Genomic DNA, 26,041 nt, shown 5'->3' on the forward strand with positions numbered 1-26,041 from the left:
CGAAAAACCACATGCTACTCCCCGCGCGGGGGATTTTCCTAACGCCTCGGGTGCGCGGAGATGGTCCACGGGTCGGTGCGGATGCCTAGGACCTCCACCTCGACGCCAGGCAGGGCGCCGCGGAGCAGCTCGGCGGCCTGCTGCGTCCACGGGTATTCGCTGGCCCAGTGCGCGGTGTCGACGATGAACGGCCCGCCCGCGCGCAGCGACTCGTCGACGGGGTGGTGGCGCAGGTCGGAGGTCACGTAGACGTCCACGCCCAGCCCGCGCGCGGCGTCGAGGAAGCTGTCGCCCGAGCCGGAGGAGACGGCGATGGTGCGCACGAGCGCGTCGGGGTCGCCGGCGGCGCGCACGCCCCAGGCGGTCTCCGGCAGGGCGTTGGCCACCTGCTGCACGAAGTCGCGGAAGGCCATCGGCTCCGGCAGTTCGCCCACGCGCCCCAGGCCGTAGGCGGCGTCCAGGTCCTCGTCGTTGCCCATCGCCACCACATCGTAGGCCGGGGTCTCATAGGGGTGCGCGGTTTCCAGCGCTTGCGCGATCGCTTGTCGACGCCCCCTGGCGGCCACGAATTCCACGCGGACCTCCTCGAGCCTCTCCAGCGCCCCGCGCGTGCCGATCGCCGGGTTCGCAGCAACGCCCGGGCGAAACTGGCCGGTGCCCGCGATGTCGAAGCTGCACTCGGAGTACTCCCCTAGGCTGCCCGCGCCGGCTGCGAAGACGGCCTCCTTGACCTCGTCGACCGCGCTGGCTGGCACCTGCACACCCCACTTGTCCAGGCCCTGCGGCTTGGGTGCGATGGGGCGGCCCGGGGTGATGCCCACCAGCTCGGCGAGCTTGTCGTTGACGCCGGGGCGGGCGGAGTCGGCGTTGGTGTGAGCGGCGAAGAGGGCCACGCCGCCGCGGATGAGCGTGTGGACGACCTTGCCCTTGGGCGTGTCGGCGGCGACCGAGGTCACCCCGCGCAGGAGCAGCGGGTGGTGCACGATGAGCATGTCTGCGCCCGCCGCGACGGCGGCCTCGGCGACGGCCTGCGTGCAGTCGAGCGCGAGCACCACCTTGGTCACCTGCTGATCCGGATCGCCGCAGACCAGCCCCACGGCGTCCCAGCTCTCCGCGAGGTACGGCGGGTAGGCACGGTCCATGACCTCGCGCACCGTGCCCACGGTTACCACATTGTTCTCCGCCACGTCTTCACCTTTCTCCTGCACGTTATGCTGCCCACATCTTAGACAAGCTCGCCGATCGCCCGGAGCAATTCGGCCACCTCGGCCTCCGAGCGCACCGCCAGCCGCCAGTAGTCGGTGCCCAGCCCCGGGAAGGTGTCGCAGCGACGCACGGCGATGCCGCGCTCGAGCAGCCCGCGGCGGATCGTCTCGGCGTCAGCGCCCCTAAAGTGGGGCCGAACCAGCAGGTACGGCGCCCGGGAGGCGCTGGCCTCCTCGAACCCGGCGGCAAAAAGCAGCTCGCGCATCCTTTCCCGGCGCGCGCCCACCTCCGCCACGATCCCCGGCAGCGCGGAAAGGCCACGGGTGAACACCGCGCGGGCGGCATGCAGCTGCAGCGTCCCCATCGGCCAGTGACTGCGGCCTTTCCGCAGCTTCGCGATGACGCCGGGGGCGGCCACGACGTAGCCCACGCGCAGCCCCGCGATCGACCACGTCTTGGTGAGGCTGCGCAGCACCACGAGCCGCTCGTCGCCCGCGGCCACCTGCGGCATCGCCGTGTGCGCGGACTCGTCGCCCGCCATGTCGAGGAAGGCCTCGTCGATGACGAGCCACCGAGCTCCCGCCCACTCGCGCAGTTCCCGGGGGTCCCACACCACGCCGGTGGGGTTGGTGGGGTTGCCGATGACCACGGCGTCGGAGTCGCGGTCGAGGGGGCGCAGCCGGTTAAACGGCGGCGCGAGCACCTGTCGCCGCACGTCGAGGCCGCGTTCGTCGAAGATGACCTCGGGCTCGCTGAACCCGGGGTGGATGACCGTAGGCGTCGACAAGCCAAGCGAAGGAAGCAGCGCGAATCCCTCTGCGGCGCCAGCCACCAGCATGACGGACGAGGAAGGCACGCCGTGATGGCTGGCGATGAGCGCCTCCACCTCGGCCTGCTCGCGCGCGTCCGGGTAGGCGGCGAGGTCGCCGAGTCGAGCGGTGAGCGCGTCCAGGATGAACGCGGGAGGGCGATCGTCGATGACGTTGACGGCGAAGTCGATGCGTGCCCCGCGCGCGTCCTCGTCACCGTGGATTCTTCTAGTCACGGCTAGCCATTCTATCCCCGCCGCGTGCGCCCGCCGCGCCTTTCGTGGGAGACTGGACAGCATGGCTTCGGTTTTGCTTATCGACGTTGACGGAACGCTCATCGACTCCTTCCCGGGGATCCGCGACACTCTGGAGAAGACACTCGCGGAGATCGACTGGCCCATGCCCACCGAGGAGATGCTCGCCCGGCTGCCCGGCCCGCCGCTCGAGGTGACGTTCCAGGGCTACGGCATGCGCGGCGACGTGCTCGACACCGCGCTGGCCACCTTCCGCCGCCACTACACCGCCACGGGCTGGTCGAACTCCAGCCTCTTCCCCGGCTGGGCGCAGGGGCTGGCGCGCTGGAAGGAGGACGGGCTCACGCTGTGCACGGCGACGAGCAAGTCCATCTCGCACGCGAGCACCATGGTCGAGCACCTCGGGGTGCGCCCCTACTTCGACTTCCTCGGCGCGGCCAGCGACGACGGCGCCCGCAAGACCAAGGCGGAGGTTATCGAGTACGTGCTGGAGACCCAGGACCTCGACCCCATGCGGGACAACATCCTCATGATCGGCGACCGCTCCCACGACACCGACGGGGCCTCCCAGTTCGGCATCCCCACCGCGCTAGTTGGCTGGGGGCACGGTACGAGGGAAGAATGGGATGCTGCGGACTACTTCGCCCGCGACTTCAACGATTTGGAAAGGGTTGTTCGTGGCTTTGCCAACCTCCGATGAGCGGCTGCACATCTCGTTCGTGTGCACCGGAAACATCTGCCGCTCCCCCATGGGCGACGTCATCTTGAACGCCGCGCTCATAGAGGCCCACCTCGAGACCGAGGTGCTCGTGGACTCCTGCGGCATGGGCGGCTGGCACGTGGGCCAGAAGGCCGACAAGCGCGCCCTGCGCGAGCTGGCCAGCGCCGGCTACGACGGCTCGGCCCACCGCGCCTCCCAGATCGATGAGGCCAACGAGGCCGCCGACCTGCTCATCGCGATGGACTCCGGCCACGTCAGCGACCTCGTGCGCTTCGGGGTTCCCCGCGAGCGCATCCGGCTCTTGCGCAGCTTCGACCCCGCGGCGGGCGCGGACCTCGACGTGGAGGACCCCTACTACGGCAGCGCCGAGGACTTCACGCTGGCCCGCACCCAGATCGAGCACGCGATCCCCGGGATCCTTTCCTGGATCCGCACCCAGATTGAGGCCTAGCGCCCCGCCATCTACCCCCTGTTTTTTGAAAGACTGCTTCCATGGCTACAACCCGGCACGGCGATAAGGCAAAGTCCGGCTGGCGGCATTTTGTCACCCCCGGCTGGATCATCACGATCCTGCTGGTCATCGGATTTTCCTACGCGGCCATCATGGTGCTGTCCCCGTGGCAGCTCCACAAGGACGACGCCATCGTCGCCCGCAACGAGCACGTCGATGAGGCCTTCAAGGTCGACCCCACCGACTTCGACAACATCTTCAACGCCGACGGCTCCATCAAGGGCGACCAGGAGTGGATGCGCGTGCAGGTCAGCGGCCACTTCCTCGCCGACAAGGAGGTCCTGCTGCGCCTGCGCCCGGTCGAGTCCGGCCCCTCTTACCAGGCGCTGACGCCGTTCCAGCTCGACGACGGGCGGATCATGCTGGTCAACCGCGGCTTTGAGACCACCACCGCCGGCGCCATGCCGGACGTGCCGCGCGCGACAACCGACGAGGTGACGATCGTCGCCAATGCCCGCCTCAACGAGGCGGTGCCGGAGACCGCGCCCATGAACGAGGGCGGCTACGACCAGGTCTACGGCATCAACACCCAGCAGGTCAGCGAGGTCACCGGCCTCCAGCTCGGCACCGACTACCTGCAGCTGACCGACGGCTCTCCGGGAGTGCTCACGCCCTTGCCGATCCCCAAGCTCGACCGCGGCAACCACCTCTCCTACGGCTTCCAGTGGATCGCCTTCGGCATCATGGCCCCGCTGGGGCTGGGCTACATGGCCTACTCCGAGGTCCGCGAGCGCCGCCGCGCCCGCGAGGAGGAGGCGGAGATGGTCGCCCGCCAGGAGGCCACCGACACCACCGGCGAGCCGCCGCTGGACGAGGCCGACAAAGCACCCGCCGCACCCGCGCAGGAGCCTGCGGCCGCCCCGGATGACGAGCCCGAGGTCCCCGACGAGGAGCAGGCCCAGATCGACCGGGAGAACCAGACGATGCGCTCGCGCTACGGCGACACCCACCCGAACAGGTTTGGCCGTAGGCGTCGCTAAGTGCGGCGCACAAGTACCCGCCGCGACAGCACCGCCACGGCCGCGATGACCGCCTGCGTCTTGCGCGACAGGCGCACCGCCTCCGTGATCGTTTCCGCGCTCGGTGCTGGGCCTGACCCCAGCACCGGGCGCATTTCCGTGCCGTAGTGGTAGCGCGTGAGCCCGCCCAGCTGCACGCCGAGCGCCACCGCTGCCGTCGCCTCCACGGGTCCCGCGTTGGGGCTGGGGTGGGCCGGCGCGTCCTCGCGCCAGGCCCGCACGGCCTCACGCCAGCGCCGCCCCGACAGCGCCACATGGGTTGCCGCCGTCAGCCGCGCCGGCGCCCAGGCGAGCAGGTCGTCCAGCTTCGCCGCGGCCCAGCCGAACTCGTTGTAGCGGTCGTTTTTGTACCCCACCATCGCGTCCAGCGTGTTGACCAGCCGGTGCGCGACCACGCCCGGCGCGCCGAGCACCGACCAGAAGATCGGCGCGCTCACCGCGTCCGAGGTGTTCTCCGCGAGCGACTCCACGGTCGCGCGCGCGATGCCCGCCTCGTCGAGCAGCTCCGGGTCGCGCGAGCACAGCCACGGCACCAGCTCGCGCGCGCCCGCAAGGTCGCCCTCGTCGAGCCGCTCGCGCATCCTCAGGCCGGTCTTCTCCAGCGTCGTCCCACCCAGCGCGCTCGCCAGCGCCACGGCGAGGCTCAGCTCGGGGTACTTGCGTGAGATCGCGATCGTCGCACCAAGCGGCGGCAGCACGCACGCGGCGAGGTAGGCCACGCCAGCGCTTTTCGACGGCGCATAAAGCCGCTTCTCCACCGCCGACGCGTAGCGCCCGAACACCGCCACCGGGTGGTACCTGCCACCCGGATCCCCCACGAGACGATCGGCAAGGATTCCGGCGAGCAGGCCGTAGGACATGGGGCACCTCGGGGCAAGTAAACGAAAAGCGGAACACCTCATTCTAGCCGCCCCACGCACGCAAAAAGCGGCGAGCCGTATCCGAGTTCAGGATGCGACTCGCCGCTAGGTGCCGAGAGCTACTGCTTGGGGTAGACGCGCTCGCCGATCATATTCATAAAGGCGACGGTGCCCTCGTTGAATACTCCCCAGGCGTGGGCGCCGGAGCTCGCGTACTGGAAGTCAGCGGGGATGCCTTCCATCAGCATGCGGGCCTGGAGCTTGTGGGTGAAGTAATTGGTACCCCACTCGATGAAGGCGCCATCTTTGATCCGCGCCAACCAGTCGCCTTCGGTGGTCGGGCGGTACTGATCCATGAAGTCCGTTGGACCGAGGAGCCCGCCGGCGTTAAAAACGAAGATGTTTTGCTGGCCAGCCAGCAACGGGACGTTGATCAGCGCGTCGCTGTAGATCGAGTAGTCACCGTGCTGCGGACCATATGCTTCGTCTACCGAACCGAGCCCGTAGAGCGTCTGACCTTGGGCATAGCGCCCAAGATCGCTATCGACTTCGACGCAGCCCGAGATCGAGCCAACCGCATCGTAGAGTCCGGGGTTGTGCTCTGCGTAACCGATGACGGGACCACCGGACGCAGACATACCCAGCAGCGACCGCTGGTGGCTTGCACCGATCGCATCCTCCAAGGCGATGGGGAGTTCCTTCGTCATGAAGGTCTCCCACTGCTGCTTTCCGCGAGCGACCGCGGAATCGTCATACCAGTCGACGTAGTTGGAGTTCGCGCCTTCTGCTGGGCTCACGACATTGAGGTTGAGGTCGTGGGCCATCTTTGCCAGCTCGGTGTTGGTGGCCAAGGTGATGCCGTCCTCACCGCCGTCTCGGCCGCTAAGTGCGTAGATCACCGGGCGCGGGGTCGACTGATCCGGAGCGGGAATGTAGATGAGCGGAATATCTCGGCCCATGGCGTTCGAGTAAGCGGAGATGTACTTGGGGTTGTACTTCTTGTAATCCATGTCCCAGCTCCACCAGGCCGGCTCAAGGAGCTTTCCATCGAGATCGATCGTGGCGGGAACGACCACCTGGAGCTGGTCGACGAAACGCGGGTCCTCGCTGATGGGCGCGTAGGTTTGGACTCCAAAGAGATCCGAGCTGAATGGTCCTCTGAAGAACAGGAGCCCCAGAGAATTGATGACCTTCCAGAAGGCGGCAGGAATGACGGCGAGGAAGTTCGCGCTGGACAAGTTGGCGGACGAACCCGCGAGCGCAGACGCAGTCTCGGAAGCCGTGGTCGGGGACGCAGACGCGTCACCAACGGGGGTAACACCCCCCAGTTCTGGGCTCACGACGGTCTCATCGGTCCCCGTGGCCGCCGCTGCGACGTCGGGGGTCACTGCATCCGTCAGGACAACTTCCGCTGTATCAGTGGTTTGTGCCACCGCGATTCCTGCCGAGGCAAAACCAACGCTCACGGCACTGCTTGCTGCGACAATTCGAAGGGCGATACTTCGTCTATCAAGTTTCCGCATGTGAACTTTCTTTCTCGATCCCAGCGGGCCTTTCCTGAGGGAAGGAAAATCGGCTCGCGTTGATGACAATCGTTCACCCTAGCACCACAAAAAATTAGAATTCTATTAATTTCACATTTGACAAGTGCAACGCTACCCCCGCTGCGTGCCACATCATCAAAGGCCGAATCTTCCCGCTCCAGATGATGCCTTGACCGATGTCCGCCGAGCAGCCCCAAATACAATTGAACCCTGTACCCCTCAGCGTTCAATCGATTTCACGCGGTTGAACCTTCTGCCACCATCGTTTTCAACACGGAGTCTTGACATGCCCTCGCCCATGCAGGCCATTCTCGCGCCTGAATTGCGCCCTTATTTCCTTGACAACCTGCGGGCTTTTGCTCCCCTCCACGTGCTCTGGGGGAGGCGCGTCTACATGAAGGGGGTCGATGAGCGCTCCGACTACCCCGAGCTCACCTTCCAGCAGGTCTCCCCCGTCAAGAGCTTTATCGACGGCTGGAAGCTGCGCACCCCTCGCCTCGTGGTACCCGAGCCGTTTTGGTACCGACAGTACCCAACGTCATTCCCCTTCCTGCTCGGCTTCCGGCTTGGCTGCTTGATCCGACGATCCTCGGCCAAGGTCGGAACCTATTGCATCGACAACTCCTTCCCCGAGAAGCTCCTCAAGCTCCCCGCCCGTATCCCAGCGCCCATTCGCGCGCGGCTCGCCAAATTGGTGGCCGCACCCTACCTTGCAATGATCGACGACATCGTGTTCGGCACCGATGGCTCGCGGGAGACCTATTCACACACGTTTGGGAAGTCCTTTGACCAGTTCCCCACGGTCATACCGCGGCCGGTTAGGTACGGGGAGCGAACTCAGCCAATAGATCGAAAGCGCTTCGCCTTCGTGGGTTCACTTCGACGCGAGAAAGGAATCGGCCTCATGCTCGCCGCGTGGGATGAGGTGAGCAAACGCCGCGATGACCTAAGTCTTGAAGTCGCTGGTATCGGAGAGCTGGCTCCGCAGGTCCGCGAATGGGCCAAGCTACATCCTTCCGTTACTTTCACCGAGGGTGCCACGCGGAACGAAGTTTTCGAGCTACTCAATCGGACCGGCTGCCATATTCAGCTTTCAATGCCCGGGGCGCGGTTCCGCGAGCAGGTCGGCAGTTCCAATCTTGAAGCACTTTCCTGCGAACACCGGCTCATCGTCACCGAGGAGACCGGCATCGCTAACTGGCTCAAAGACCTCGGGCACGGGGTTCTCCCCATCAACGCCAGCCCATCAGATGTCGCGGATCTGATCGAGAAGTTTGCCGATGACAACGACTGGGAAGCTCCGGAAGCGACTTTCGGTCAGGTCGACGGATACGTGGAAGCTCACGACCTGCTTCTTGAACGAGCGGGAAAGTAGAAAAACCTCGCACCCGATCCGGGTGCGAGGCACATTTTGTGCGTCCTGAGGGGCTCGAACCCCCGACCTGCTGGGTGTAAACCAGCTGCTCTCCCAGCTGAGCTAAAGACGCGTGTCTAACGACGACGGATAGCTTAACACAGAGGTTTACCAGCGCAAAAACTACTTATTTCGCCCAGTGACGAGGCAAGATCCCTGCCACGCACCGAGGCGCTCCGCCTTCGTCTGAACCAGCCCAGCCAGCTGCGCGCTTTCGGCAATGAGCCCGGGATCCAGTGCTCCCGGCTTCCCTGCGCCGGGGGTGAGCAGCCACACGCGACCACTATCAGCAAGGGGGCGAACTGCATCGACAAGCCCGTCAACCAAGTCGCCATCATCCTCGCGCCACCAGAGCATCACGACGTCGCAAATCTCGTCGGTGTCTTCATCCAGAAGCTCGTCTCCGATGATGTCCTCGACTGCTTCGCTGAGCTCCGAGTAGCAATCGTCATCCCAGCCAACCTCTTGCACGGTCTGGCCTTCTGCGAGACCAAGGCGGCGGGCATGTTCCGTAGCGCTCGCTACAGAGTTCTTCTCCTTCGATACTGATTCGTTCATCACTAGGCACCATACCGCCAAAGTCCGCGTTTCTCTCCCTTTTACCCTCGATTTATTTCAATTTGATTACGAAATTTCGCCCGTCCCAGACAACAAAACGGACCCAGCCCATCGTCCGCCTGCTCAATGTGCGACCACCTCACCAAGGCCATTTTGTGTGGTTCGACCTCTTTCTCGGTTTGCAAGATTCACAAACCGAGAAAACCCGCAGGCCACAGCGTTTGCCCATTCGAGCAGTTGGAAGTTTCGGATGCGAACACATAAAAACTTGGGGAGTGCACGTATCCTAGACACATACGCGTGTGCGCGGACACAAAGCCCACGTGCACATATCGAATCCCACTAGATACTTGGAGGTGTGGAATGGCTGACCCGAACACCGGGAAGCTTAGCGATGACACCAATTTCGCAATGATCCGCGATGGCGTGGCGTCTTACCTGAACGACGCCGATCCGGAGGAAACCCGCGAGTGGATCGAGTCGCTAGATGGCATGCTCAAGGAGTCAACGCCTGAGCGTGCTCGTTACGTTATGCTCCGTCTTCTCGAGGTCGCATCCGCTCGCCGCGTGGCACTTCCGCCCATGACGTCCACCGACTACGTCAACACCATCCCTACCTCGATGGAGCCCGAGTTCCCAGGCGACGAGGAGATCGAGAAGCGCTACCGCCGCTGGATCCGCTGGAATGCGGCCATCATGGTGCACCGCGCGCAGCGCCCCGGCATTGGCGTCGGCGGCCACATCTCCACCTACGCGGGTGCAGCCCCGCTCTACGAGGTCGGATTCAACCACTTCTTCCGCGGCAAGGACCACCCGGGCGGCGGCGACCAGGTCTTCTTCCAGGGGCACGCATCCCCGGGCATGTACGCCCGCGCCTTCCTCGAAGGTCGCCTCACTGAGGACGACCTCGACGGCTTCCGCCAGGAAGTCTCCCGCCCCCAGGGCGGCATCCCTTCCTACCCGCACCCGCACGGCATGAAGGACTTCTGGGAGTTCCCAACAGTGTCCATGGGCCTAGGCCCGATGGATGCGATTTACCAGGCGCGATTCAACCGCTACCTGCTCAACCGCGGCATCAAGGACACCTCGGATCAGCACGTCTGGGCATTCCTGGGCGACGGCGAGATGGATGAGCCCGAATCCCGCGGCCTCATCCAGCTGGCGGCGCTCAACAACCTCGACAACCTCACCTTCGTGGTCAACTGCAACCTCCAGCGCCTCGACGGCCCGGTCCGCGGTAACACCAAGATCATTCAGGAGCTCGAGTCCTTCTTCCGCGGTGCTGGCTGGTCCGTCATCAAGGTCGTCTGGGGCCGCGAGTGGGACGAGCTGTTTGCCGCAGACAAGGAAGGCGCGCTCGTCGAGCTAATGAACAACACCGCCGACGGCGACTTCCAGACGTACAAGGCCAACGACGGCAAGTACGTCCGTGACCACTTCTTCGGCAAGGACCCGCGAACCGCCAAGCTCGTCGAGCACATGACCGACGAGGAAATCTGGCACCTGCGCCGCGGCGGTCACGACTACCGCAAGATCTACGCCGCCTACAAGCGCGCGCTGGAGACCAAGGATCGCCCGACCGTCATTCTTGCCCACACCATCAAGGGCTACGGCCTCGGCCACAACTTCGAGGGCCGCAACGCGACCCACCAGATGAAGAAGCTGACGCTGGACGACCTCAAGCAGTTCCGCGACAAGCAGGGCATCCCGATCTCCGACGAGGAGCTGGAGAAGGATCCGTACCTCCCGCCGTACTACCACCCCGGCGAGGACTCCCCGGAGATCCAGTACCTGCAGGCTCGCCGCAAGGAACTGGGCGGCTACCTGCCCGAGCGTCGTTCGACCTACACGCCTCTCGACGTGCCTGAGTTGGACAAGCTCCGCAGCATCCGCAAGGGCTCCGGCAAGCAGGAAGTGGCCACCACGATGGCCGTCGTGCGTACCTTCAAGGAGCTCATGCGCGACCCCGAGCTGGGCAAGCGACTCGTGCCAATCATTCCTGACGAGGCTCGTACCTTCGGTATGGACTCGTGGTTCCCGACGCTGAAGATCTACAACCCGCACGGCCAGAACTACGTGCCGGTCGACCACGACCTCATGCTCTCGTACCGTGAGGCCAAGGACGGCCAGATCATGCACGAGGGTATTAACGAGGCTGGCTCCACCGCGGCATTCATCGCCGCAGGTACGTCTTACGCCACCCACGGTCAGCCGATGATCCCGCTGTACATCTTCTACTCGATGTTCGGCTTCCAGCGCACCGGCGACTCCTTCTGGGCCGCAGGCGACCAGATGGCCCGCGGATTCATCCTCGGCGCCACGGCTGGCCGCACCACGCTGACCGGCGAGGGCCTGCAGCACATGGATGGCCACTCCCAGATCTTGGCTTCGACCAACCCCGCAGTCGTCTCCTACGACCCGGCTTTCTCCTACGAGATCGCCCACCTCGTCCGCGAGGGCATCGACCGCATGTACGGCCCCGGCCGCGGCGAGAACGTCATGTACTACCTGACGATCTACAACCAGCCGATCCACCAGCCAGCCGAGCCGGAAGGCCTCGATGTCGAGGGACTGCACAAGGGCATCTACCTCTACCAGAAGGCCGAGGGCGACAACGTGCTCGAGGTCTCCCTGCTCGCATCCGGCATCGGCATGCAGCAGGCTCTGCGCGCCGCTGAGATGCTCAAGAGCGAGTACAACATCGGTGCCAACGTCTTCTCCGTAACCTCGTGGGTCGAGCTGTCCCGCGATGGTAAGAAGAAGGCCCTCGACCACCTCCGCCACCCGGAGAACCCCGCCGAGGAGCCGTTTGCCACGACTCAGCTGCGGAAGGGCTCCGGCCCGTACATCGCCGTTTCCGACTTCGCAACCGACCTGCAGGAGCAGATCCGTGCGTACGTCCCAGGCGATTACACCACGCTAGGTGCTGACGGATTCGGCTTCTCCGACACTCGTCCCGCCGCTCGCCGCTACTTCAACATCGACGCCGAGTCCGTCGTTGTCGCAGCGCTCAACGGCCTGGCACGCGAGGGTAAGCTCGACTCCTCCGTCGCCGCTGAGGCAGCGAAGAAGTACAACCTAAACGACCCGACAAAGGCGTAAGAAACCGGTCGCAAAACATGAATGTGGGTGGGAATCCTCGAAAGGATTCCCACCCACATTTCTTGTCCTGATACCTAGTTGTCTCGAGGCGATGCCTCGCTTGGATCATGCTCACTTATCGGTTCATATGACGGCACACCGTTAGAATTCAAGTCAAAATCGCGAAGGAGAATGAGGAGAGGGATAAGCGGCACTAGGTGCCTCAAGGCAGAGCCATAATCAGGTTCAAAAACTCCTTGTACGACCAAAAAGCCCGTCATTATGGCAAAGGCTCGCATTGCCCACACATGGTGCGATTCTCGGAGTTTATAAAAACCGATAAACAGGCCCGACCACAGGAACATGAAAAGCAAGGCCGAAGCGATGTAGTAGGGCTTCAGCAAACCAAGTAGCGGGAGGGGCACCACCAAAAGGACTGTTGTGATGAGGTTGTTCAAAATTCCACCAATTAGAGGTGAGGTGTGAACATAAGCTGGGATCAAGGTAGTCGTTGACCCATCGTTGGCACGCCACTGATTCACGCTGGAGCGAAAATGATCTCCCCCGTCGCCTGTGTAAGCCCCGATCACTACTGAAAAGGCGATGCTGGCCAATGCCATGAGTACCACGAAACAAATTGGATTCTTGTACGAGATCCTTTGGCCTTTCACCGCGATCCCCGCGGGCGGAACGAATCGGGCCACTACATACACCGCGATAAGTAGCCCCCAATAGGGTCGGAACCAGACGGCTACGCCTGCCATAGCTAGGAGCCCGAGCAGTTCTCCCCACCACGTCCTAGGCACTCCTAGGACGACAATCATGGCCAGACTAATGAAAATTTCCTTGGTGTACTGGCCGAGAAATACTCCACTCAGGATGAATCCCACGGCAACAAGTCCGACGGAGAAAAGATTCTTCCTGATTCCGCCAGCTTTTCGCACTCCGAGAAAAATCGCCATAGACCCGACAAGCACCCCCAAGAGCCCAGCAGCCAATGGGTGGTCAATCAGTCCAACCGACTTGTAGAAGTCAGCGATGACCGCAAAGGAACCTTCATCGCCCACCCGCTGATCTACAGGTGTGTGGCCAACCTTGGCAATTGTCTCTGCATCAAAACGGAATTCCTCACTGAGGAAATGGGCCCCAAAAATTGAGATTAGGCCAGCCACGATGACGCCGGTAAGCATCACAACCGTCTGCCAAGTCTTTGAAAGTCGTTGACAGTTGTCAGTCGTCAGGCTCAAGAACCCTCCTAAGGAGAGCTTGGCTTGGCTTTCCTCCGCTTCCACAGGGGACTTTAGGGTCATTGTTGGTCTCCAGTCGTATGCAACCCGTATGCAACCTTGAGTTTTTCAATTTGCGTTGTTTGATTGTAAAAGCCCTCGACCTCGGACCAATCAAAAGCCTCGGGCGATGCAAGAAGCTTCTTGATGGCCGACACCGCTCCTTCGGCTGACGCGAAGCGGGCATCCCTCGGACATTCGAACAATGCTGGGATATCAGAAACGATGGTCGGCACACCCAACGCCCGAGCTTCCAAAACTGCCATGGGAAAGCCATCCCACCGAGCCGTGTGCACCAAGACCGAAAGTGAGCCGAGCTCTTCTACAACTTGGGCGGGATCGATCCAACCGGTCACCTGGACACCTGCCTCGATCAGCTTCGAGCGAAGCTCTTCAGGACCATCTCCGATCCACGCCACGGTAACGTCACGAAGATCTGGGTCCGCCTGAACCAACTTCGCTATTGAAGCGAACAACTCAGGATTCCGAGCGGGGGATATCCTTCCAAGTACTGCAATTTTCCGTTGGCTCGGCGACTCCCATTGTTTGAGGCTCACCTTCTTCTCATCTGGTATCGCGTTTGGGACGCAGACGTGTTTTCCCCAAGGCCAAAGGGCCTTCAGCTGGGTGGATTCGTTGGTTGAGCATCCGGCAAAGACGTCCGTGAGAGGAGCTAACAATGTTTCCATGCCCTTAAAAACCAGCTTCTTCCACGTGGATATGTCGCCGCGCGAAAAAGAAAGCCCATGTGGCGTATACACGATGGGAACCTTGGGCATTCCAGGCACCAACGTAGCCAATCGAGCGTATGCTCCGCCGAAACTTGAATGAGCGTGGATCAGGTCAGGCGAGAACTCTTTAGCCGCCTTAACGACGGCCATGGTCGCTTCCACGTGCCCTGTGGGAAGCTCTCTGATAGCGGAAAAAATCCCTTGAGGAATCTTGATCATTCCGCCGTGCGCACGGCGCGCATTGGCAAGCAAGAAGTGCTCTTGGGTATCTAGTCCTTTGGCGTACCCAATGACCGCCGTAGCAGTTCCTCCCGACATGCATTCAGAGACGTGCAATATCCTCATGGCCAATTCCCCATCTGATCCGACTTGTAGTGCTAGTAAGCACCCTCAGAGCGCAAAACTGCACGAAAGGTTTGAAAAAAGATCTTGAGATCAAGCAGTGGCGACCAATTGTCCACATAGTAAAGATCAAGTGCCTGAGCTTGCGCCGGGCTCAGGTCAGATCTTCCACTCACTTGCCACAGGCCGGTGATGCCCGGACGCACTTCCAAACGCATTCTCATATCAATGTCATACTCATTGACTTCTCGCTGCACCTGTGGTCTTGGGCCAACGATGCTCATCGTTCCATTAAGCGTGTTAAAAAACTGAGGAAGCTCGTCAATCGAATACTTTCGAATGAACTTTCCCACTCGCGTCACTCGGGGATCGTCCTTCATCTTGAAAAGCAACGCTCCGCCTCCGTTGGCGTCGATGAGCGCTTGAGCACGCTTGTCCGCGTCTTCGGCCATCGACCGAAACTTCCAAACTTTGTACGGATTCCCGTAAATTCCGATCCGCTCGCTCTTGTAAAAGACTGGTCCGCCATCTTCCAGCTTGATTGCGATTGCTGTTGCCAAGAACACAGGCGAAACTAGCATTAAAATTGCTGCGCTAAGAACGACATCCACGAATCGTTTCGCGTAGCCATTTGCAGCATCGAAACGAGGTGGCTCGATGTGGAGGGAAGCACGTGGGCCAATCCGTTCCGAGTTAATTCGAGTACCAGATGTTCCCTCAATCATCGGTTCGAGGTAAAGCCGGATATTCTGCTCGCGAAGGCTCCACATGAGTCGACGAAGATTCTTATGCCCGAAGTCGTTGACGGATGCAACCCATACGGAATCACACTCTTCCTCGGAGGCCGCCTCACCGATCGACTTGCCCAACAGGAAGGGCTCAACCTTGCAATTTGGGGGGCTTTGAAGTAAGCCCAAGTTTTGCGGATCCGTAACCAAGATTGCGCTTACTTCGTGGAACGGGAAGCGAGATGACGGGTCCCTTCCGAGAATATCGTTGATGTCTCGAACGCGGCCGAGCAGGAGCAACTTGGATGGACGACGGCGCCTGAGACTCTTATTTATCTCGGAACTAATCACCCTCCCTATAAGCAATAAGATCGTGCCGAGTGGGATTCCAATCAGGACAAGTGACCTCATAACTTGCGGTTCATCAACCAAAACACTCCAAAACCCTGTTATCGAAAGCACAATAACGGATGCAACAAATGTGCTGCGCATGCCAACTCGTTGAATCCTAGAGTGAAATGTATAGCCTCGCTGGGTCCAGATAATGAAGATCCAACCCACAAGCATGATTGCCAAGACAGGGAGTTGACCAGGTGTCTTGTCTTCCGCGATGGCGATCGAAAGCGCGACAAGAATAGCAACGATGTCGATTAACAAGGACACCCTGATTGTTTCCCAAGCGCGCCTATTTCGACCAAAAGTACGCCTACGAATGAGATCGTCGGGATTTGATGGGAGTGGATCGAAACTCAGTTCTTGAGATGGGTCGTGGGGAGGCATGGCGTACCTTCGGAAATGTAGTGAGGGGCCTACAAAGTAACTTGCAGAATATGGTACTGCTTAAGTTCCTTTTCACTAAAAATCAGCTTGATTTCTCACTTACCCCCATCACTTTGATGGTCCTCGGAATTGGAAGGCTAGGATTTCTTAACGTAAGTCAGGAAACAGGAGAACAGTGGGACGATGGGCAATTCATCAAAGGTTTTATGGGTCCATTGGGGACGAACCGGAGGCGGCCCCCGTTTCCTATACGAACTGGCCAAGGGTGATCTGCAAGTCTCCGAACCAGGTTCCCAGTTCATTTCGTTCAACCCAGATGCGGAAATCGCAGGCAGGCTGAGAGAACTCCCAGTACCATCGCTGCACGTAAAAACATATCAATCCAAGATTGGCGTTGTCTTGGGTCTCCCCCGCCTGATTTGGAATTCGGTCAGACTTCGCCTTTGGATCAGACGCAATAAGATCCAAGTCGTCGTTGGCGTAATGGAGAGTGTCTACCAAAGCCTTGCGGTACCTCTGTGTATTCCACAATCAGTGCACTACATCGCAGGAATCCACGACGGACAGCACCACCCCGGCGAAAGCTCGCTGGTTCAACAACTAGGTAGACACTTAGAGCTTTGGCGAGCTGATCAGGTTTTGACCTTTTCGAATGAAGTTGCCTCAATAGTAGGACAACAAACCGCGGTGCCTATCATTGTCGCGGAACACCCGCCATTTGGCATTACTGCCCAAAGCATCATTACTCCACGGGCTTTCCCCGAAAACCGCCCCGTCGTCATTGGTTTGTTTGGGAGGCTCCAAGAATACAAGGGCATTGGTCTTTTGCTAGAGGCAGCTCGGCTTCTCCGTTCTGATCCAGAATTTAAGAACCTACCTGAGTTTGAAATTCGAATTGTGGGCAATGGACCTTGTGCGAAGCTGCAGAACTCGACCAACGGCCAAGAAGCAAGCTGGGATATTCGATGGATACCTGAAAGTGAAGTTGACAACATCGTCTCATCTTTTGACATCATGGTTCTGCCCTACACTGAGGCGAGCCAGTCTGGTCCTTTGGGTCTAGCCTTAGCCCAAGCCATCCCTTGCGTGGTCACACCTCAAGGGGCTTTGCCTGCCCAGGCAGAAGATTTCGGAGTTGTAGCTGAAAATATGACTCCGATCGCCTTCGCACGGGCGATCTCAAAGGTGATTTCCACATCTGTGGCCTATGAAGTGCTTTCCATGTGCGCTGTTAACAAACTTGCTAATTCTCCCATGTGGAAGGGACTGGCTGGTCAAGTAAGGAAAGAGGCGCTCAAAGGATAAGGAGAGCCCAATCCCTACCCATTTGTGACATTCTTCATCATCAAGTCCCTTGAACTTCTCACCGATAGCGGCAAAAGCAACGCTCCTAACAAGAGCTGGGTGACAGAGATGAATAACAGGAGCGTCATTTCGTGCAAAAGTAGCATTGGAAGAAGCAGTCCCACTCGAAGAAATGACCACCATAACATGCCGCGTTCATGTCCGAGAATGTAGGGCGACTTCATACTCACCGAAGAAGACACCAGTCCCAGGGTGTAAATGCTGATCATTGTGATGGCCAATGTTTGCTGGGGGACAGACTGTGAAGTTGCAAAGACGATCGAAGCTATTTGAATCGGGATAACTGCAATGGCTAGGGAAATTCCTGTCAATTGAGCTTTGAACGCCCAAGCACCCGCCCTTGAGAAGGCTTTCCCTCGGATCGCTTCTGCGATCCTAATCTCGAAAACGGGAGCGATGATCTGCTGGCCAAGAGTGCCAAACCCTCCAGACAAACGCACTACGATAGCCCACAGCTCTTGATATGCCCCCATGAGCGGGGTCAAGAATCCCTGAATCTGAAGGCCAATATCAGAAACCAATACCGCACTCGTGGTTCTCCATGACTCACGTGCGTATCGGCTCCCCTCTTTGCCAAACACCTGTGGTATCGCACCCCGCAGCGAACCAACTAGAGAGTTTTCGCACCGGCTCATCATCCACATTCCCGTGAGGATGGTGTTGAGAAACGTAACAACTACGAGTCCAGCTTGGAAAGGAACCAACCAGACGACTGCTGCTGTCAACACAAAATTGATGAGACCGTAGGCAAACCGGACTTTTCCGTAGAACGCCTCCCGCTGTTCTGTGATGACCACTGCTACCGACATGTAGTACAAGCCGTGGGAGAAAGTGAGCAGCCCTCCCCAAACAAGCAGCATTCCCCAGTAAGAGCTCCAATTGGCTATTACGGCGCCCAAGATGCTCGTTAACGCGCTGAGGAAAATCAATCCGCTGAGCGAGACGGCTGTGCCAATATGGCGTTGGTTCACTCGCAAAATAAGGTAACGAACATGAAATGAAAGAGACCCCAGTTTGAATAAGACTAAGGAAAGAGAAAGCGGAAACATCAGATAGGCCAATTGACTTGCTTCTTTACCGAACACTGGAAGCAACATAGCCAAGAAATTGAAGCCCTGGCCAATAGTAGCCACTCCCATATTCTTTAGCCGGTCAGGGATGCGCACGATTTTTCCTCACGCTAGGTACTCATAGACGTCAACTCCGTCTTTGCGACTTTCAGGCTATCAGTCCTTCATTTCAGCCAATTTGCGCCGCCCCTTTTAGATCCCGTTTTCTCAATACAATCTCCTCGCGAAAGTTCTGCAAATTCACCTCAAGTAGTTCTTCATTGCCTCCTTGATCTTTTCCCTGCATTTCTCCTCCGAAAACGAGAGGTATGGCAGTCGATCTGCTAGAAACCTCCCCCACTGACAAGGCACTTCCTGTACCCAATCATTATTCTCCCCCAAGCAGATACCGCCTAGCCGGTATCTGCTTGGGGCCACAATCTCAGCCTTTGGCCGTCGACAAGCAACGATGCAATAAGGTAGTACCCGAACCCCCAACCCTAGGAAGGTCCCCATGTCTTCGCTCCAGGAACAGCTCGCCGCCTTCACCGCGCAGGATAAGCAGGAAGAAAAGGCAGAGACCACCACGGCCAAGCTCCAGCGCATGATCGCGGGCATCCTGCAGGAGGACGTGGAGAATATCGACCCCACGAAGTCGCTCACGGAGCTCGGCGCCAGTTCCCTCGACATCATCGAGCTGGCCGTGCGCACCGAGATGGAGTTCAAGTTCCGCGTCGATGCCGAGCTCTTCCCCGAGCAGCCCGGCAGTATGACGGTCGTGCAGCTTGCGTCGCTTGTCGACGACCATGGCGACCGCCACAAGGACACCGCGAACACCTAGACCGCGATCGCCTCGCGCTGCTCCATGAACTCAAACTCCACGGCGCACCCGTCGCCGGCGATGGCGTCGATGCGCGCCTGAAGCGCCTCGAACTCCTCGTCCGTCCCGTTGAGCACCTGGCGGCAGTCCACGCATCCGGCAAGCCGAGGGTTGCGTGACCACCGGGTGCACTCCGCCCAGTCGAGCGGGTCGGTACCCGGGATCAGGTCAAAGGGCTCGCTTAAGAGGGAGGCGACCATCGCCTCCTCCACTGCCATGCGCTTGCGGCGCGGCAGCCCCGAAATCCGCATCACTGCGATGCGCTCTTCCTTCATCAATGCTTCTCCTGCTGCGAATCTTGAAATCAAGACGAGGTTCGTCTTCCCCAACGGCCTCATGCATCAAGAAGAAGTTATGCCCCCGATTTTCACCCCACTTCCCCACCCCATCAACTCTCAACAACCACTTGAATCCCCCATTTACTCAAGTAGAACTTCAGGGTTGTAATTTGCTTGTCGACGCCCGTCGCCTCACCTTCGGACCCCAACCAGGGACGTGAACTGCGGATATTGCAATTCTTCGCCGATGTACTAGATTTAAGGAACAAGCTTGATTCAAGCTATTCCGCCATAGCTCAGTTGGCAGAGCATTCGACTGTTAATCGAAGGGTCACTGGTTCGAGCCCAGTTGGCGGAGCCACTCCATGAATAGGCCTGCGCACGTATCCTTGGTGCGCGGGCCTTTGGCGTCGATAAGCGAAAGCCTGAGAGCACGCCCAGCGCAACGGGTAGAGTGAGAGAGAATTCAGCGTAGAAGGAGCAACAATGATTCAGTTCGTCATCGGCGCCGCCGCGGGGTATGTCTTCGGAACCAAGGCCGGCCGCGAACGCTTCGAGCAGCTCAAGAAGGGCTACCAGGCGACGGTGAGCTCCCCGGTGGTGAAGTCGGCGCTCGATACCACCCGCCGGGCCGTGGCCAACAAGATCGACCCGCAGCCGCGCATGAAGGAAGTCAAGAACCTGCGCAAGGGCGACGGCGAGGACACGATCCTCGAGCCCGACAAGGACTAACCGCTCCCCTTTTCCAGCACCTGCCGTGCGAGCCTAGCTGAAGGCCTCGCTGAGTAGGTGCTTTCTTAGTTTCTCCAGCTCCACGAGCTCGGTGAACAGACGGTTGTACACCTGCAGGTCGTCGGTGGGACGCATGCGCTGCATCTGCGACTTCAGCTGCGCGATCCGGTTGCCCACGCGCAGCTCCTGCAGGCGCGCGAGGGTGCTGCGCACATGGGCGCCGAGGTCGTCGGTGTTGTAGCGGATCGGCTCGACGGCGAGCTCCGAGAGCACCGACTGCGCGACGAGGTCGTAGACCTTCGCCTGGACCTCGGAGATCCACTCCACACCTTCGACGTGGCCAGCACAACCGCCCGCATCGGCGATGGCCTTGCGGATCTCCCGGTAGGTCTCGTGGGTGAAGTATTCCAGCCCCAGCTCATCGACCTTGGCGGCGTACTCCGGCAGCTGGAGGGCGATCTTGAGGGTCTCCCGCTCCGGCCACAGGCGCGGGTCGCGGCGGTTGGGCATGCTCATCATCCGCTGGGCCACGCCCACCTCGTCGCTACCGCCGATGCGGCGTGGGCGGGTGTCGTTTCGCGGGGCGCGCGCGGCCCGGCGGACCTCCTGGAGCACCTCGGTTGGGTCGAGCCAGCCGACCCAACCCGCGAGCAGGCGCGCGTACTCGTCCTGGAGAGGCTTGTCCTTGATCTGCGCGACCACGGGCGCGGTGCGGCGCAGCGCTTGGAGGCGGCCTTCCGGGTTGTCCAGGTTGAAGCCCTGGAGCATCGAGCGAATGACGAACTCGAACATGGGCACGCGGTCGGCGATGAGGTCGCGCAGGGCCGCGTCGCCGCGCTGGAGGCGCAGGTCGCAGGGGTCGAGGGCGTCGGGGGCGACGGAGACGAACGACTGCCCGGTGAACTTCTGGTCGCCCTCGAAGGCGCGCATCGCGGCCTTTTGGCCGGCCTCGTCGCCGTCGAAGGTGTAGATGAGCTCGCCGCGGAAGTAGCTGTCGTCCAGCATGAGCCGGCGGATGAGCTGGAGGTGTTCCTCGCCGAAGGCGGTGCCGCAGGAGGCCACGGCGGTGGTCACGCCCGCGGCGTGCATGGCCATGACGTCCGTGTAGCCCTCCACCACCACGGCCTGGTGGCGGGCGGCGATGTCTTTCTTGGCCATGTCGAGGCCGAAGAGCACCTTCGACTTCTTGTACAGCATCGTCTCGGGCGTGTTCATGTACTTGCCGAGGTTGTCGTCGTCGAAGAGCTTGCGCGCGCCGAAGCCGATGACGTTGCCGGAAATGTCCTTGATCGGCCAGAGGAGACGGCGGTGGAAGCGATCGATCGGGCCCCGCTTGCCCATCTTGGACAGGCCTGCGGCCTCCAGCTCCTTGAACTCGAAGCCCTTGCGCAGCAGGTACTTGGTGAGCGTGTCCCAGCCCTCCGGCGCGTAGCCGCACTCGAAGGAGTGGATGAGCTCCCTCGAGAATCCCCTATCCAGCAGGAACTGGCGCGCGACCGCCGCGGCCGGGGTCTCGAGCTGCTCGCGGTAAAACTGGTGCGCCGCCCGGTTGGCCTCGATGAGCCGCTTTCGGGTGCCGGGCTCCTCCCGGCGCGCGCCCGTTGATCCGCCCTGGTAGTTGATGTGGTAGCCGATCGACTCCGCGCACATCTCCACCGCCTCGGGGAAGGTGACGTGCTCCATCTCCATGAGGAAGGTGAACACATCCCCGCCCTTGCCGGTGGAAAAGCAGTGGAAGTAGCCGTGGTTGGGGCGCACGTGGAAGGACGGGGTCTTCTCATCCTTGAAGGGGCTGAGGCCCTTGAGCGAGTCCGCTCCTGCAGGCTTGAGCTGGACGTATTCGCCGACGATATCCTCGATGGGCGTCCGCTCGCGGATCGCCTGGATATCGCTTTCTGGAATACGCCCCTTTGCCATAACAAGAACAATAGCAAGCATGCAAAAGACCCCGCGCTGGGCGGGGTCTGAGCTTCTTCCGAGGCGGGATCGCTTCGGATTTCGGCTCCGCTACTCGACGGTCACCGACTTCGCGAGGTTACGCGGCTGGTCGACGTCGTAGCCCTTGGCCGTCGCAACGGCGCAGGCGAAGATCTGCAGCGGGACCGTGGCCAGCAGCGGCTGCAGCAGGGTCGGCGCCTGCGGGATGCGGATGACGTGGTTGGCAAACTGCTCGACGGCGGTGTCGCCTTCCTCCGCGATGACGATGGTGATCGCCCCGCGCGCGCGGATCTCCTGGATGTTGGAGACGACCTTGGCGTGCAGCGAGTCGCGGCCGCGCGGGGACGGCACGATGACGAACACCGGCTGCCCCTCCTCGATGAGCGCGATCGGGCCGTGCTTGAGCTCGCCCGCGGCGAAGCCCTCGGCGTGCAAGTACGCGATCTCCTTGAGCTTGAGCGCGCCCTCGAGCGCCACGGGGAAGCCCACGTGGCGGCCCAGGAAGAGCACGGACTTGGAGTCCTTCATCTCGGTGCCGAGCGCCTTGACCTGCTCCTCACCGTCGATGACCTGCTGGATCTTCTCCGGCATGGCCTTGAGCTCGTTGACCACGGCCTGGATCTCGTCGGCGAACATGTTGCCGCGCAGCTGGGCCAGGTAGAGGCCGAGCAGGTAGGAGGCGGTGATCTGCGCCAGGAACGCCTTGGTAGAGGCCACGGCGATCTCCGGACCGGCGTGGGTGTAGAGGTTGGCGTCGGCCTCGCGCGGGATGGAGGATCCGCGGGTGTTGCAGATCGCGATGACCTTTGCACCCTGCTCGCGCGCGTGGCGCACGGCCATGAGGGTGTCCATGGTCTCGCCGGACTGGGACAGCGCCACCACGAGGGTGCGGTCGGTGACGATCGGGTCGCGGTAGCGGAACTCGTGCGCCAGCTCCACCTCAGTGGGGATGCGGCACCAGTGCTCGATAGCGTAGCGGGCGACGTGGCCGGCGTAGGCGGCGGTGCCACAGGCGATGACGATGATCTTGTCGATGCTGCGCAGCGTGGCCTCGTCGATGTTGACCTCGTCGAGGGTGAGCTTGCCCTTGTCGTCGAAGCGGCCCAGGAGGGTGTCGCCGACGGCCTGCGGCTGGTCGTGGATCTCCTTGTCCATGAAGGAGGCGAAGCCGCCCTTCTCAGCGGAGGCCGCGTCCCACTCGACCTTGAACTCCTTGCCCTCGGCGGGGTTGCCGAAGAAGTCCGTGATCTCGTAGGAGTCCGGGGTGATGGTGACGATCTGGGCGTTGCCCATCTCGACGGCGTCCTTGGTGTAGTCGATGAAGCCGGAGACGTCGGAGCTGAGGAAGTTCTCCCCCTCGCCCAGGCCGATGACCAGCGGGGAGTTCAGGCGCGCCGCCACGATGCGATCCGGGAACTGCGACTGGATCGCCAGCAGGGTGAACGCTCCCTCGAGGCGCTGGCTGGTCAGCTGCATCGCCTTGGTGAGGTCGCCGGGGGTCTCGGTGGCGAGTACGTCGGCGAGCAGGGTCGCCGCAACCTCGGTGTCGGTCTCGGAGACGAAGTTGTAACCCTTCTCCGCAAGCTCCTTCTTCAGCTCGGCGAAGTTCTCGATGATGCCGTTGTGGACAACGGCGAGGTTGCCGTTGTCGACGACGTGCGGGTGCGCATTCGCATCGGTCGGGGCGCCATGGGTGGCCCAGCGGGTGTGTCCGATGCCGAGGGTGGAGGCAGGAAGCGGGGCCTTGGCGATCTCCTCGTCGAGGGCTGCTACCTTGCCAGCCTTCTTGCGGAACTGGATGGAACCATCCGCGAGGACTGCCACGCCGGCGGAGTCATAACCGCGATACTCGAGCCTGCGCAGACCCTCGAGCACAACGTCAAGAGCGCCATGCTCGCGGGCGATTTCCGGCGACCCGACATATCCGACAATGCCACACATAAAACCCTTTTTCCTATCTACTGCAGTACGTCCCCGACAAGCCTACTTGTCGTTGCCAGAGACTATACAGACCAGCACGTCATCTTTTAGATTCCTACAACACTAATGCACAGGCGCACCAATGCACGGCAGACATCGCTGTTGGTGAACGTGCAGTGAGCTAATCGACGACCAAGTTCACGTTCTCGTAGTACTTGGTGTGGCTTTGAACCTCGTTGCTGACGTTGTGGTTGACAACCTTCGGGTCCGTGCTGGCGATACCGACCGCACCCACCGCCTTCTGTTTGGGCATGGCGATGGCGTAGAGCTTGCCTAGAACACCATCATTGATCGAGAAATAGTTATGAATCTCTCCAATACTGTCCGAAGCCAGCGCTGACCAGCTTCCTTGTTGTCCAATCGCCCCTCCGAGAACATGGACCGCGCGGAGCCTTACCTTCTTCGATTCGTCTTCAACGCCAGCCATGGCGAGCGCGAGGTTGAGAGCCACACGTCCACCGAGGCTGTGTCCGATGACGACGCATTCGTCAATGTTTGTGCGCTGGAGGATCGCAGCAAGTGCCAAAGCAGTGGAATTGGCTCTGTTAACTGCGGTGTGCCACGGGTTACTGACTAGGTCGATCGCGCCCAAGGCGGCTCCAGCAACCGGAAGGTTCTTAGCCACCCTTTTGCTGGCTCGACGCACGATGGACTTTGCGACCATGCCAGCGCCACCTCCCGCAGCAAATCCAGCGAACCCAGACAGCTCTTTGAGCTCCTTAGAACCCCATTCAACTGTGTAAATCGGAGAGTCGGGATAGGCAGACTCCACAGCGCGCACCTCAGTTCGCCAGCTAAGCTTCCCCTCCGTGAGGAATCCGCGCAGAATGAGCACTGGCACCCCCGAACCGTCACGTACCTTAGTGATGTTAAAGGAATCGTCGTCCCCCAGGTAAGCACTGAGAGCCCTGACCCCAGCGGCCGACCCGAGCATCCCTCCCGCCGCGGCAACGACGAGGGTGCCGCCTGCCATGCCCAAACCACCGGCGGCTAGCGAGCCCATACCCAATGCAGCAAGTCCTGCGTTGGTTGCGGCGGCACCCGTAAGACCGAGGAACGTCGTACCAATGGCACCGCCAATCGCTGGCGCAGCGGCAAACCCCAGTGGTGTCGCGGCAGCCAGTGCAACGGTGCCCGCCATCGCGAGCTTCGCCGCACGATTGATATTCATGACTCGGTACTCTTGGAGTTCCTTAAACTGCGTGAGATCATCGATGCGCAAGTCCAGCTTGCTGAAATCCGGGACCTGATGCAGGTGCTCAGCGCAAAACACGGGCCCAGAGAGCAATCCAAAGGAGGCGACGCCGAAGTTCTCGCATTTAGGGACCTTGCAATGCGCGGTCGCATTTCCGCATTTCTTGCAGAGGTAGAGCCCCTTTTCTGACAGTGTGCGGTGATTGACGAACTGAAGGCAAGCGGAGCAGTAACCCTCTTCTTCCTCACCAGTCACGAGGTCACTGAGCTCTGCCAGCTTGGTGGCATACTTGGCCTTTTCCTGCGCTTGGGAACGCAGCTCCTTTGCTCGATCGACGTCAATCGGTTGGCTCATAGCGGGAATCTGCGACTCGAGCTCGCTCGCCTCAATATGAGCCACTGTTGCCAGCCAGAACTCGGTTACGATCGCGGGATTGCTGGTCAGCGAATCGTCTCCCTCAACCCGCGGCGATTGCGCGTCACCGACCTTGGTAACTCGGACGTATCGCCCTAGGTTTGAACGCAGTTCGCTGGTGAAGTCACCGTTGTCCTGAAGATCAATTCGGATCGCCTCGGATTCAATAGTTCGCTTGGGCATTGTTCTTCCTTCTCGAGACGCCAAACTGCATGAGGATTCCCTGAATAGTTTAGTTTTTAAGCAAGCAAGAAAGCACCTTCATTGGCGATACCTTCCCCTTGGTTTCCCCCTGTTGGTTCTCGTGTCAAGGACGTGTGTCAGCGGCGGTTGAAATGTAGCCCAGTTTCGACGGTTGAAATGTAG

The 26,041-nt window shown here is 60.7% G+C and carries 21 protein-coding genes and 2 tRNA genes; 9 read left to right on the plus strand and 14 right to left on the minus strand.

Features of this window, described 5'->3' with window-relative positions:
• Positions 1-38: 38 nt before the first annotated feature.
• A complete protein-coding gene (locus tag B843_RS09415; RefSeq protein WP_038596105.1) occupies positions 39-1,172 on the minus strand; it encodes a Nif3-like dinuclear metal center hexameric protein in 1,134 nt (377 codons plus the stop codon).
• Positions 1,173-1,225: 53 nt separating this feature from the next.
• The gene (gene cobC / locus B843_RS09420) at positions 1,226-2,251 is read right to left on the minus strand and encodes an Rv2231c family pyridoxal phosphate-dependent protein CobC (protein WP_025253265.1); all 1,026 of its coding nucleotides are present in this window, start codon (positions 2,249-2,251) and stop codon (positions 1,226-1,228) included.
• Between the two features lie 61 nt (positions 2,252-2,312).
• Here cobC and B843_RS09425 point away from each other — a divergent pair, with 61 nt between their 5' ends.
• Genes B843_RS09425 through B843_RS09435 form a run of 3 tightly spaced genes read left to right on the plus strand, consistent with a single transcriptional unit; the run spans position 2,313 to position 4,481 of the window.
• Positions 2,313-2,969 carry an HAD hydrolase-like protein gene (locus tag B843_RS09425; protein ID WP_038595439.1) on the plus strand — a complete coding sequence of 219 codons (657 nt, stop codon included), beginning with the start codon at positions 2,313-2,315 and terminating at the stop codon, positions 2,967-2,969.
• Positions 2,947-3,441: a low molecular weight protein-tyrosine-phosphatase gene (locus tag B843_RS09430; protein ID WP_280512667.1), complete on the plus strand. Its 495-nt coding sequence runs from the start codon at positions 2,947-2,949 to the stop codon at positions 3,439-3,441. The genes B843_RS09425 and B843_RS09430 overlap by 23 nt, the downstream gene beginning before the upstream one ends.
• A 41-nt stretch (positions 3,442-3,482) precedes the next feature.
• Positions 3,483-4,481: an SURF1 family cytochrome oxidase biogenesis protein gene (locus tag B843_RS09435; RefSeq protein ID WP_025253268.1), complete on the plus strand. Its 999-nt coding sequence runs from the start codon at positions 3,483-3,485 to the stop codon at positions 4,479-4,481.
• On the opposite strand, the gene cbiB is transcribed toward B843_RS09435, so the two are convergent.
• Positions 4,478-5,380 carry an adenosylcobinamide-phosphate synthase CbiB gene (gene cbiB, locus B843_RS09440; protein WP_025253269.1) on the minus strand — a complete coding sequence of 301 codons (903 nt, stop codon included), beginning with the start codon at positions 5,378-5,380 and terminating at the stop codon, positions 4,478-4,480. The two genes, B843_RS09435 and cbiB, sit on opposite strands and share 4 nt — an antisense overlap.
• Positions 5,381-5,499: 119 nt before the next feature.
• The gene (locus tag B843_RS09445) at positions 5,500-6,813 is read right to left on the minus strand and encodes an alpha/beta hydrolase (protein ID WP_169729846.1); all 1,314 of its coding nucleotides are present in this window, start codon (positions 6,811-6,813) and stop codon (positions 5,500-5,502) included.
• A gap of 397 nt (positions 6,814-7,210) precedes the next feature.
• Here B843_RS09445 and B843_RS09450 point away from each other — a divergent pair, with 397 nt between their 5' ends.
• A complete protein-coding gene (locus tag B843_RS09450) occupies positions 7,211-8,299 on the plus strand; it encodes a glycosyltransferase (RefSeq protein ID WP_025253271.1) in 1,089 nt (362 codons plus the stop codon).
• 39 nt (positions 8,300-8,338) lie between these two features.
• On the opposite strand, the gene B843_RS09455 is transcribed toward B843_RS09450, so the two are convergent.
• A tRNA-Val gene (locus B843_RS09455) sits at positions 8,339-8,411 on the minus strand.
• A gap of 50 nt (positions 8,412-8,461) precedes the next feature.
• Positions 8,462-8,896, minus strand: coding sequence for a DUF3052 domain-containing protein (locus tag B843_RS09460; protein WP_025253272.1), 435 nt, complete (start codon positions 8,894-8,896; stop codon positions 8,462-8,464).
• A gap of 363 nt (positions 8,897-9,259) precedes the next feature.
• Between B843_RS09460 and aceE the strand changes: the two genes are divergently transcribed.
• Complete coding sequence (gene aceE, locus B843_RS09465) at positions 9,260-11,998, plus strand: pyruvate dehydrogenase (acetyl-transferring), homodimeric type (RefSeq protein ID WP_025253273.1); 2,739 nt, start codon at positions 9,260-9,262, stop codon at positions 11,996-11,998.
• A gap of 74 nt (positions 11,999-12,072) precedes the next feature.
• Here the strand turns inward: aceE and B843_RS09470 are convergent, their stop codons facing one another.
• From B843_RS09470 to B843_RS13535, 3 genes are read right to left on the minus strand one after another with little or no spacing between them, the layout of a single operon-like run.
• Positions 12,073-13,224, minus strand: a complete 1,152-nt coding sequence (locus tag B843_RS09470) for a hypothetical protein (RefSeq protein WP_169729848.1) — start codon at positions 13,222-13,224, stop codon at positions 12,073-12,075.
• A gap of 59 nt (positions 13,225-13,283) precedes the next feature.
• A complete protein-coding gene (locus B843_RS13530; protein ID WP_025253275.1) occupies positions 13,284-14,339 on the minus strand; it encodes a glycosyltransferase in 1,056 nt (351 codons plus the stop codon).
• 32 nt (positions 14,340-14,371) lie between these two features.
• Positions 14,372-15,721, minus strand: coding sequence for a sugar transferase (locus tag B843_RS13535; protein ID WP_169729849.1), 1,350 nt, complete (start codon positions 15,719-15,721; stop codon positions 14,372-14,374).
• Positions 15,722-16,027: 306 nt separating this feature from the next.
• Between B843_RS13535 and B843_RS13540 the strand changes: the two genes are divergently transcribed.
• On the plus strand, positions 16,028-17,149 hold the full coding sequence (locus B843_RS13540) for a glycosyltransferase (RefSeq protein ID WP_081751553.1): 1,122 nt from the start codon (positions 16,028-16,030) through the stop codon (positions 17,147-17,149).
• A gap of 14 nt (positions 17,150-17,163) precedes the next feature.
• Here B843_RS13540 and B843_RS09485 read toward each other — a convergent pair whose 3' ends face one another.
• Entirely contained in the window at positions 17,164-18,375 is a 1,212-nt protein-coding gene (locus tag B843_RS09485; protein ID WP_155895137.1) for a hypothetical protein, read from the minus strand.
• Positions 18,376-18,772: 397 nt separating this feature from the next.
• On the opposite strand from B843_RS09485, the gene B843_RS09490 reads away from it, so the two are divergent.
• On the plus strand, positions 18,773-19,099 hold the full coding sequence (locus B843_RS09490) for an acyl carrier protein (RefSeq protein ID WP_025253278.1): 327 nt from the start codon (positions 18,773-18,775) through the stop codon (positions 19,097-19,099).
• Here B843_RS09490 and B843_RS09495 read toward each other — a convergent pair.
• Complete coding sequence (locus B843_RS09495; protein ID WP_025253279.1) at positions 19,096-19,413, minus strand: hypothetical protein; 318 nt, start codon at positions 19,411-19,413, stop codon at positions 19,096-19,098. The genes B843_RS09490 and B843_RS09495 overlap by 4 nt on opposite strands.
• Before the next feature lie 288 nt (positions 19,414-19,701).
• Between B843_RS09495 and B843_RS09500 the strand changes: the two genes are divergently transcribed.
• Both B843_RS09500 and B843_RS09505 read left to right on the plus strand, forming a co-directional pair.
• A tRNA-Asn gene (locus B843_RS09500) sits at positions 19,702-19,777 on the plus strand.
• 125 nt (positions 19,778-19,902) lie between these two features.
• Positions 19,903-20,148, plus strand: a complete 246-nt coding sequence (locus B843_RS09505) for a hypothetical protein (RefSeq protein ID WP_025253280.1) — start codon at positions 19,903-19,905, stop codon at positions 20,146-20,148.
• A 33-nt stretch (positions 20,149-20,181) separates the two neighbouring features.
• On the opposite strand, the gene dnaG is transcribed toward B843_RS09505, so the two are convergent.
• The 3 genes from dnaG to B843_RS13835 all read right to left on the minus strand — a co-directional run bounded on the left by dnaG (position 20,182) and on the right by B843_RS13835 (position 25,858).
• Positions 20,182-22,065, minus strand: coding sequence for a DNA primase (dnaG, locus tag B843_RS09510; RefSeq protein WP_025253281.1), 1,884 nt, complete (start codon positions 22,063-22,065; stop codon positions 20,182-20,184).
• Positions 22,066-22,155: 90 nt separating this feature from the next.
• Positions 22,156-24,027: a glutamine--fructose-6-phosphate transaminase (isomerizing) gene (gene glmS, locus B843_RS09515; protein ID WP_025253282.1), complete on the minus strand. Its 1,872-nt coding sequence runs from the start codon at positions 24,025-24,027 to the stop codon at positions 22,156-22,158.
• 160 nt (positions 24,028-24,187) lie between these two features.
• A complete protein-coding gene (locus tag B843_RS13835; RefSeq protein WP_025253283.1) occupies positions 24,188-25,858 on the minus strand; it encodes a DUF726 domain-containing protein in 1,671 nt (556 codons plus the stop codon).
• Positions 25,859-26,041: the final 183 nt, after the last annotated feature.

Origin of the sequence: Corynebacterium vitaeruminis DSM 20294 (genome assembly GCF_000550805.1) — a bacterium.
GTDB classification, from domain to species: Bacteria; Actinomycetota; Actinomycetes; order Mycobacteriales; family Mycobacteriaceae; genus Corynebacterium; species Corynebacterium vitaeruminis.

Excerpts from the sequence above, each read along its gene's own strand:
- B843_RS09460 (WP_025253272.1), bottom strand. The coding sequence starts at position 8,896 with ATGAACGAATCAGTATCGAAGGAGAAGAACTCTGTAGCGAGCGCTACG.
- glmS (WP_025253282.1), bottom strand. The coding sequence starts at position 24,027 with ATGTGTGGCATTGTCGGATATGTCGGGTCGCCGGAAATCGCCCGCGAG.
- B843_RS09490 (WP_025253278.1), top strand. The coding sequence starts at position 18,773 with ATGTCTTCGCTCCAGGAACAGCTCGCCGCCTTCACCGCGCAGGATAAG.
- B843_RS09495 (WP_025253279.1), bottom strand. The coding sequence starts at position 19,413 with ATGAAGGAAGAGCGCATCGCAGTGATGCGGATTTCGGGGCTGCCGCGC.
- B843_RS09505 (WP_025253280.1), top strand. The coding sequence starts at position 19,903 with ATGATTCAGTTCGTCATCGGCGCCGCCGCGGGGTATGTCTTCGGAACC.
- cbiB (WP_025253269.1), bottom strand. The coding sequence starts at position 5,380 with ATGTCCTACGGCCTGCTCGCCGGAATCCTTGCCGATCGTCTCGTGGGG.
- B843_RS09450 (WP_025253271.1), top strand. The coding sequence starts at position 7,211 with ATGCCCTCGCCCATGCAGGCCATTCTCGCGCCTGAATTGCGCCCTTAT.
- B843_RS13540 (WP_081751553.1), top strand. The coding sequence starts at position 16,028 with ATGGGCAATTCATCAAAGGTTTTATGGGTCCATTGGGGACGAACCGGA.
- dnaG (WP_025253281.1), bottom strand. The coding sequence starts at position 22,065 with ATGGCAAAGGGGCGTATTCCAGAAAGCGATATCCAGGCGATCCGCGAG.
- B843_RS13835 (WP_025253283.1), bottom strand. The coding sequence starts at position 25,858 with ATGCCCAAGCGAACTATTGAATCCGAGGCGATCCGAATTGATCTTCAG.
- B843_RS09435 (WP_025253268.1), top strand. The coding sequence starts at position 3,483 with ATGGCTACAACCCGGCACGGCGATAAGGCAAAGTCCGGCTGGCGGCAT.
- B843_RS13530 (WP_025253275.1), bottom strand. The coding sequence starts at position 14,339 with ATGAGGATATTGCACGTCTCTGAATGCATGTCGGGAGGAACTGCTACG.
- B843_RS09425 (WP_038595439.1), top strand. The coding sequence starts at position 2,313 with ATGGCTTCGGTTTTGCTTATCGACGTTGACGGAACGCTCATCGACTCC.
- aceE (WP_025253273.1), top strand. The coding sequence starts at position 9,260 with ATGGCTGACCCGAACACCGGGAAGCTTAGCGATGACACCAATTTCGCA.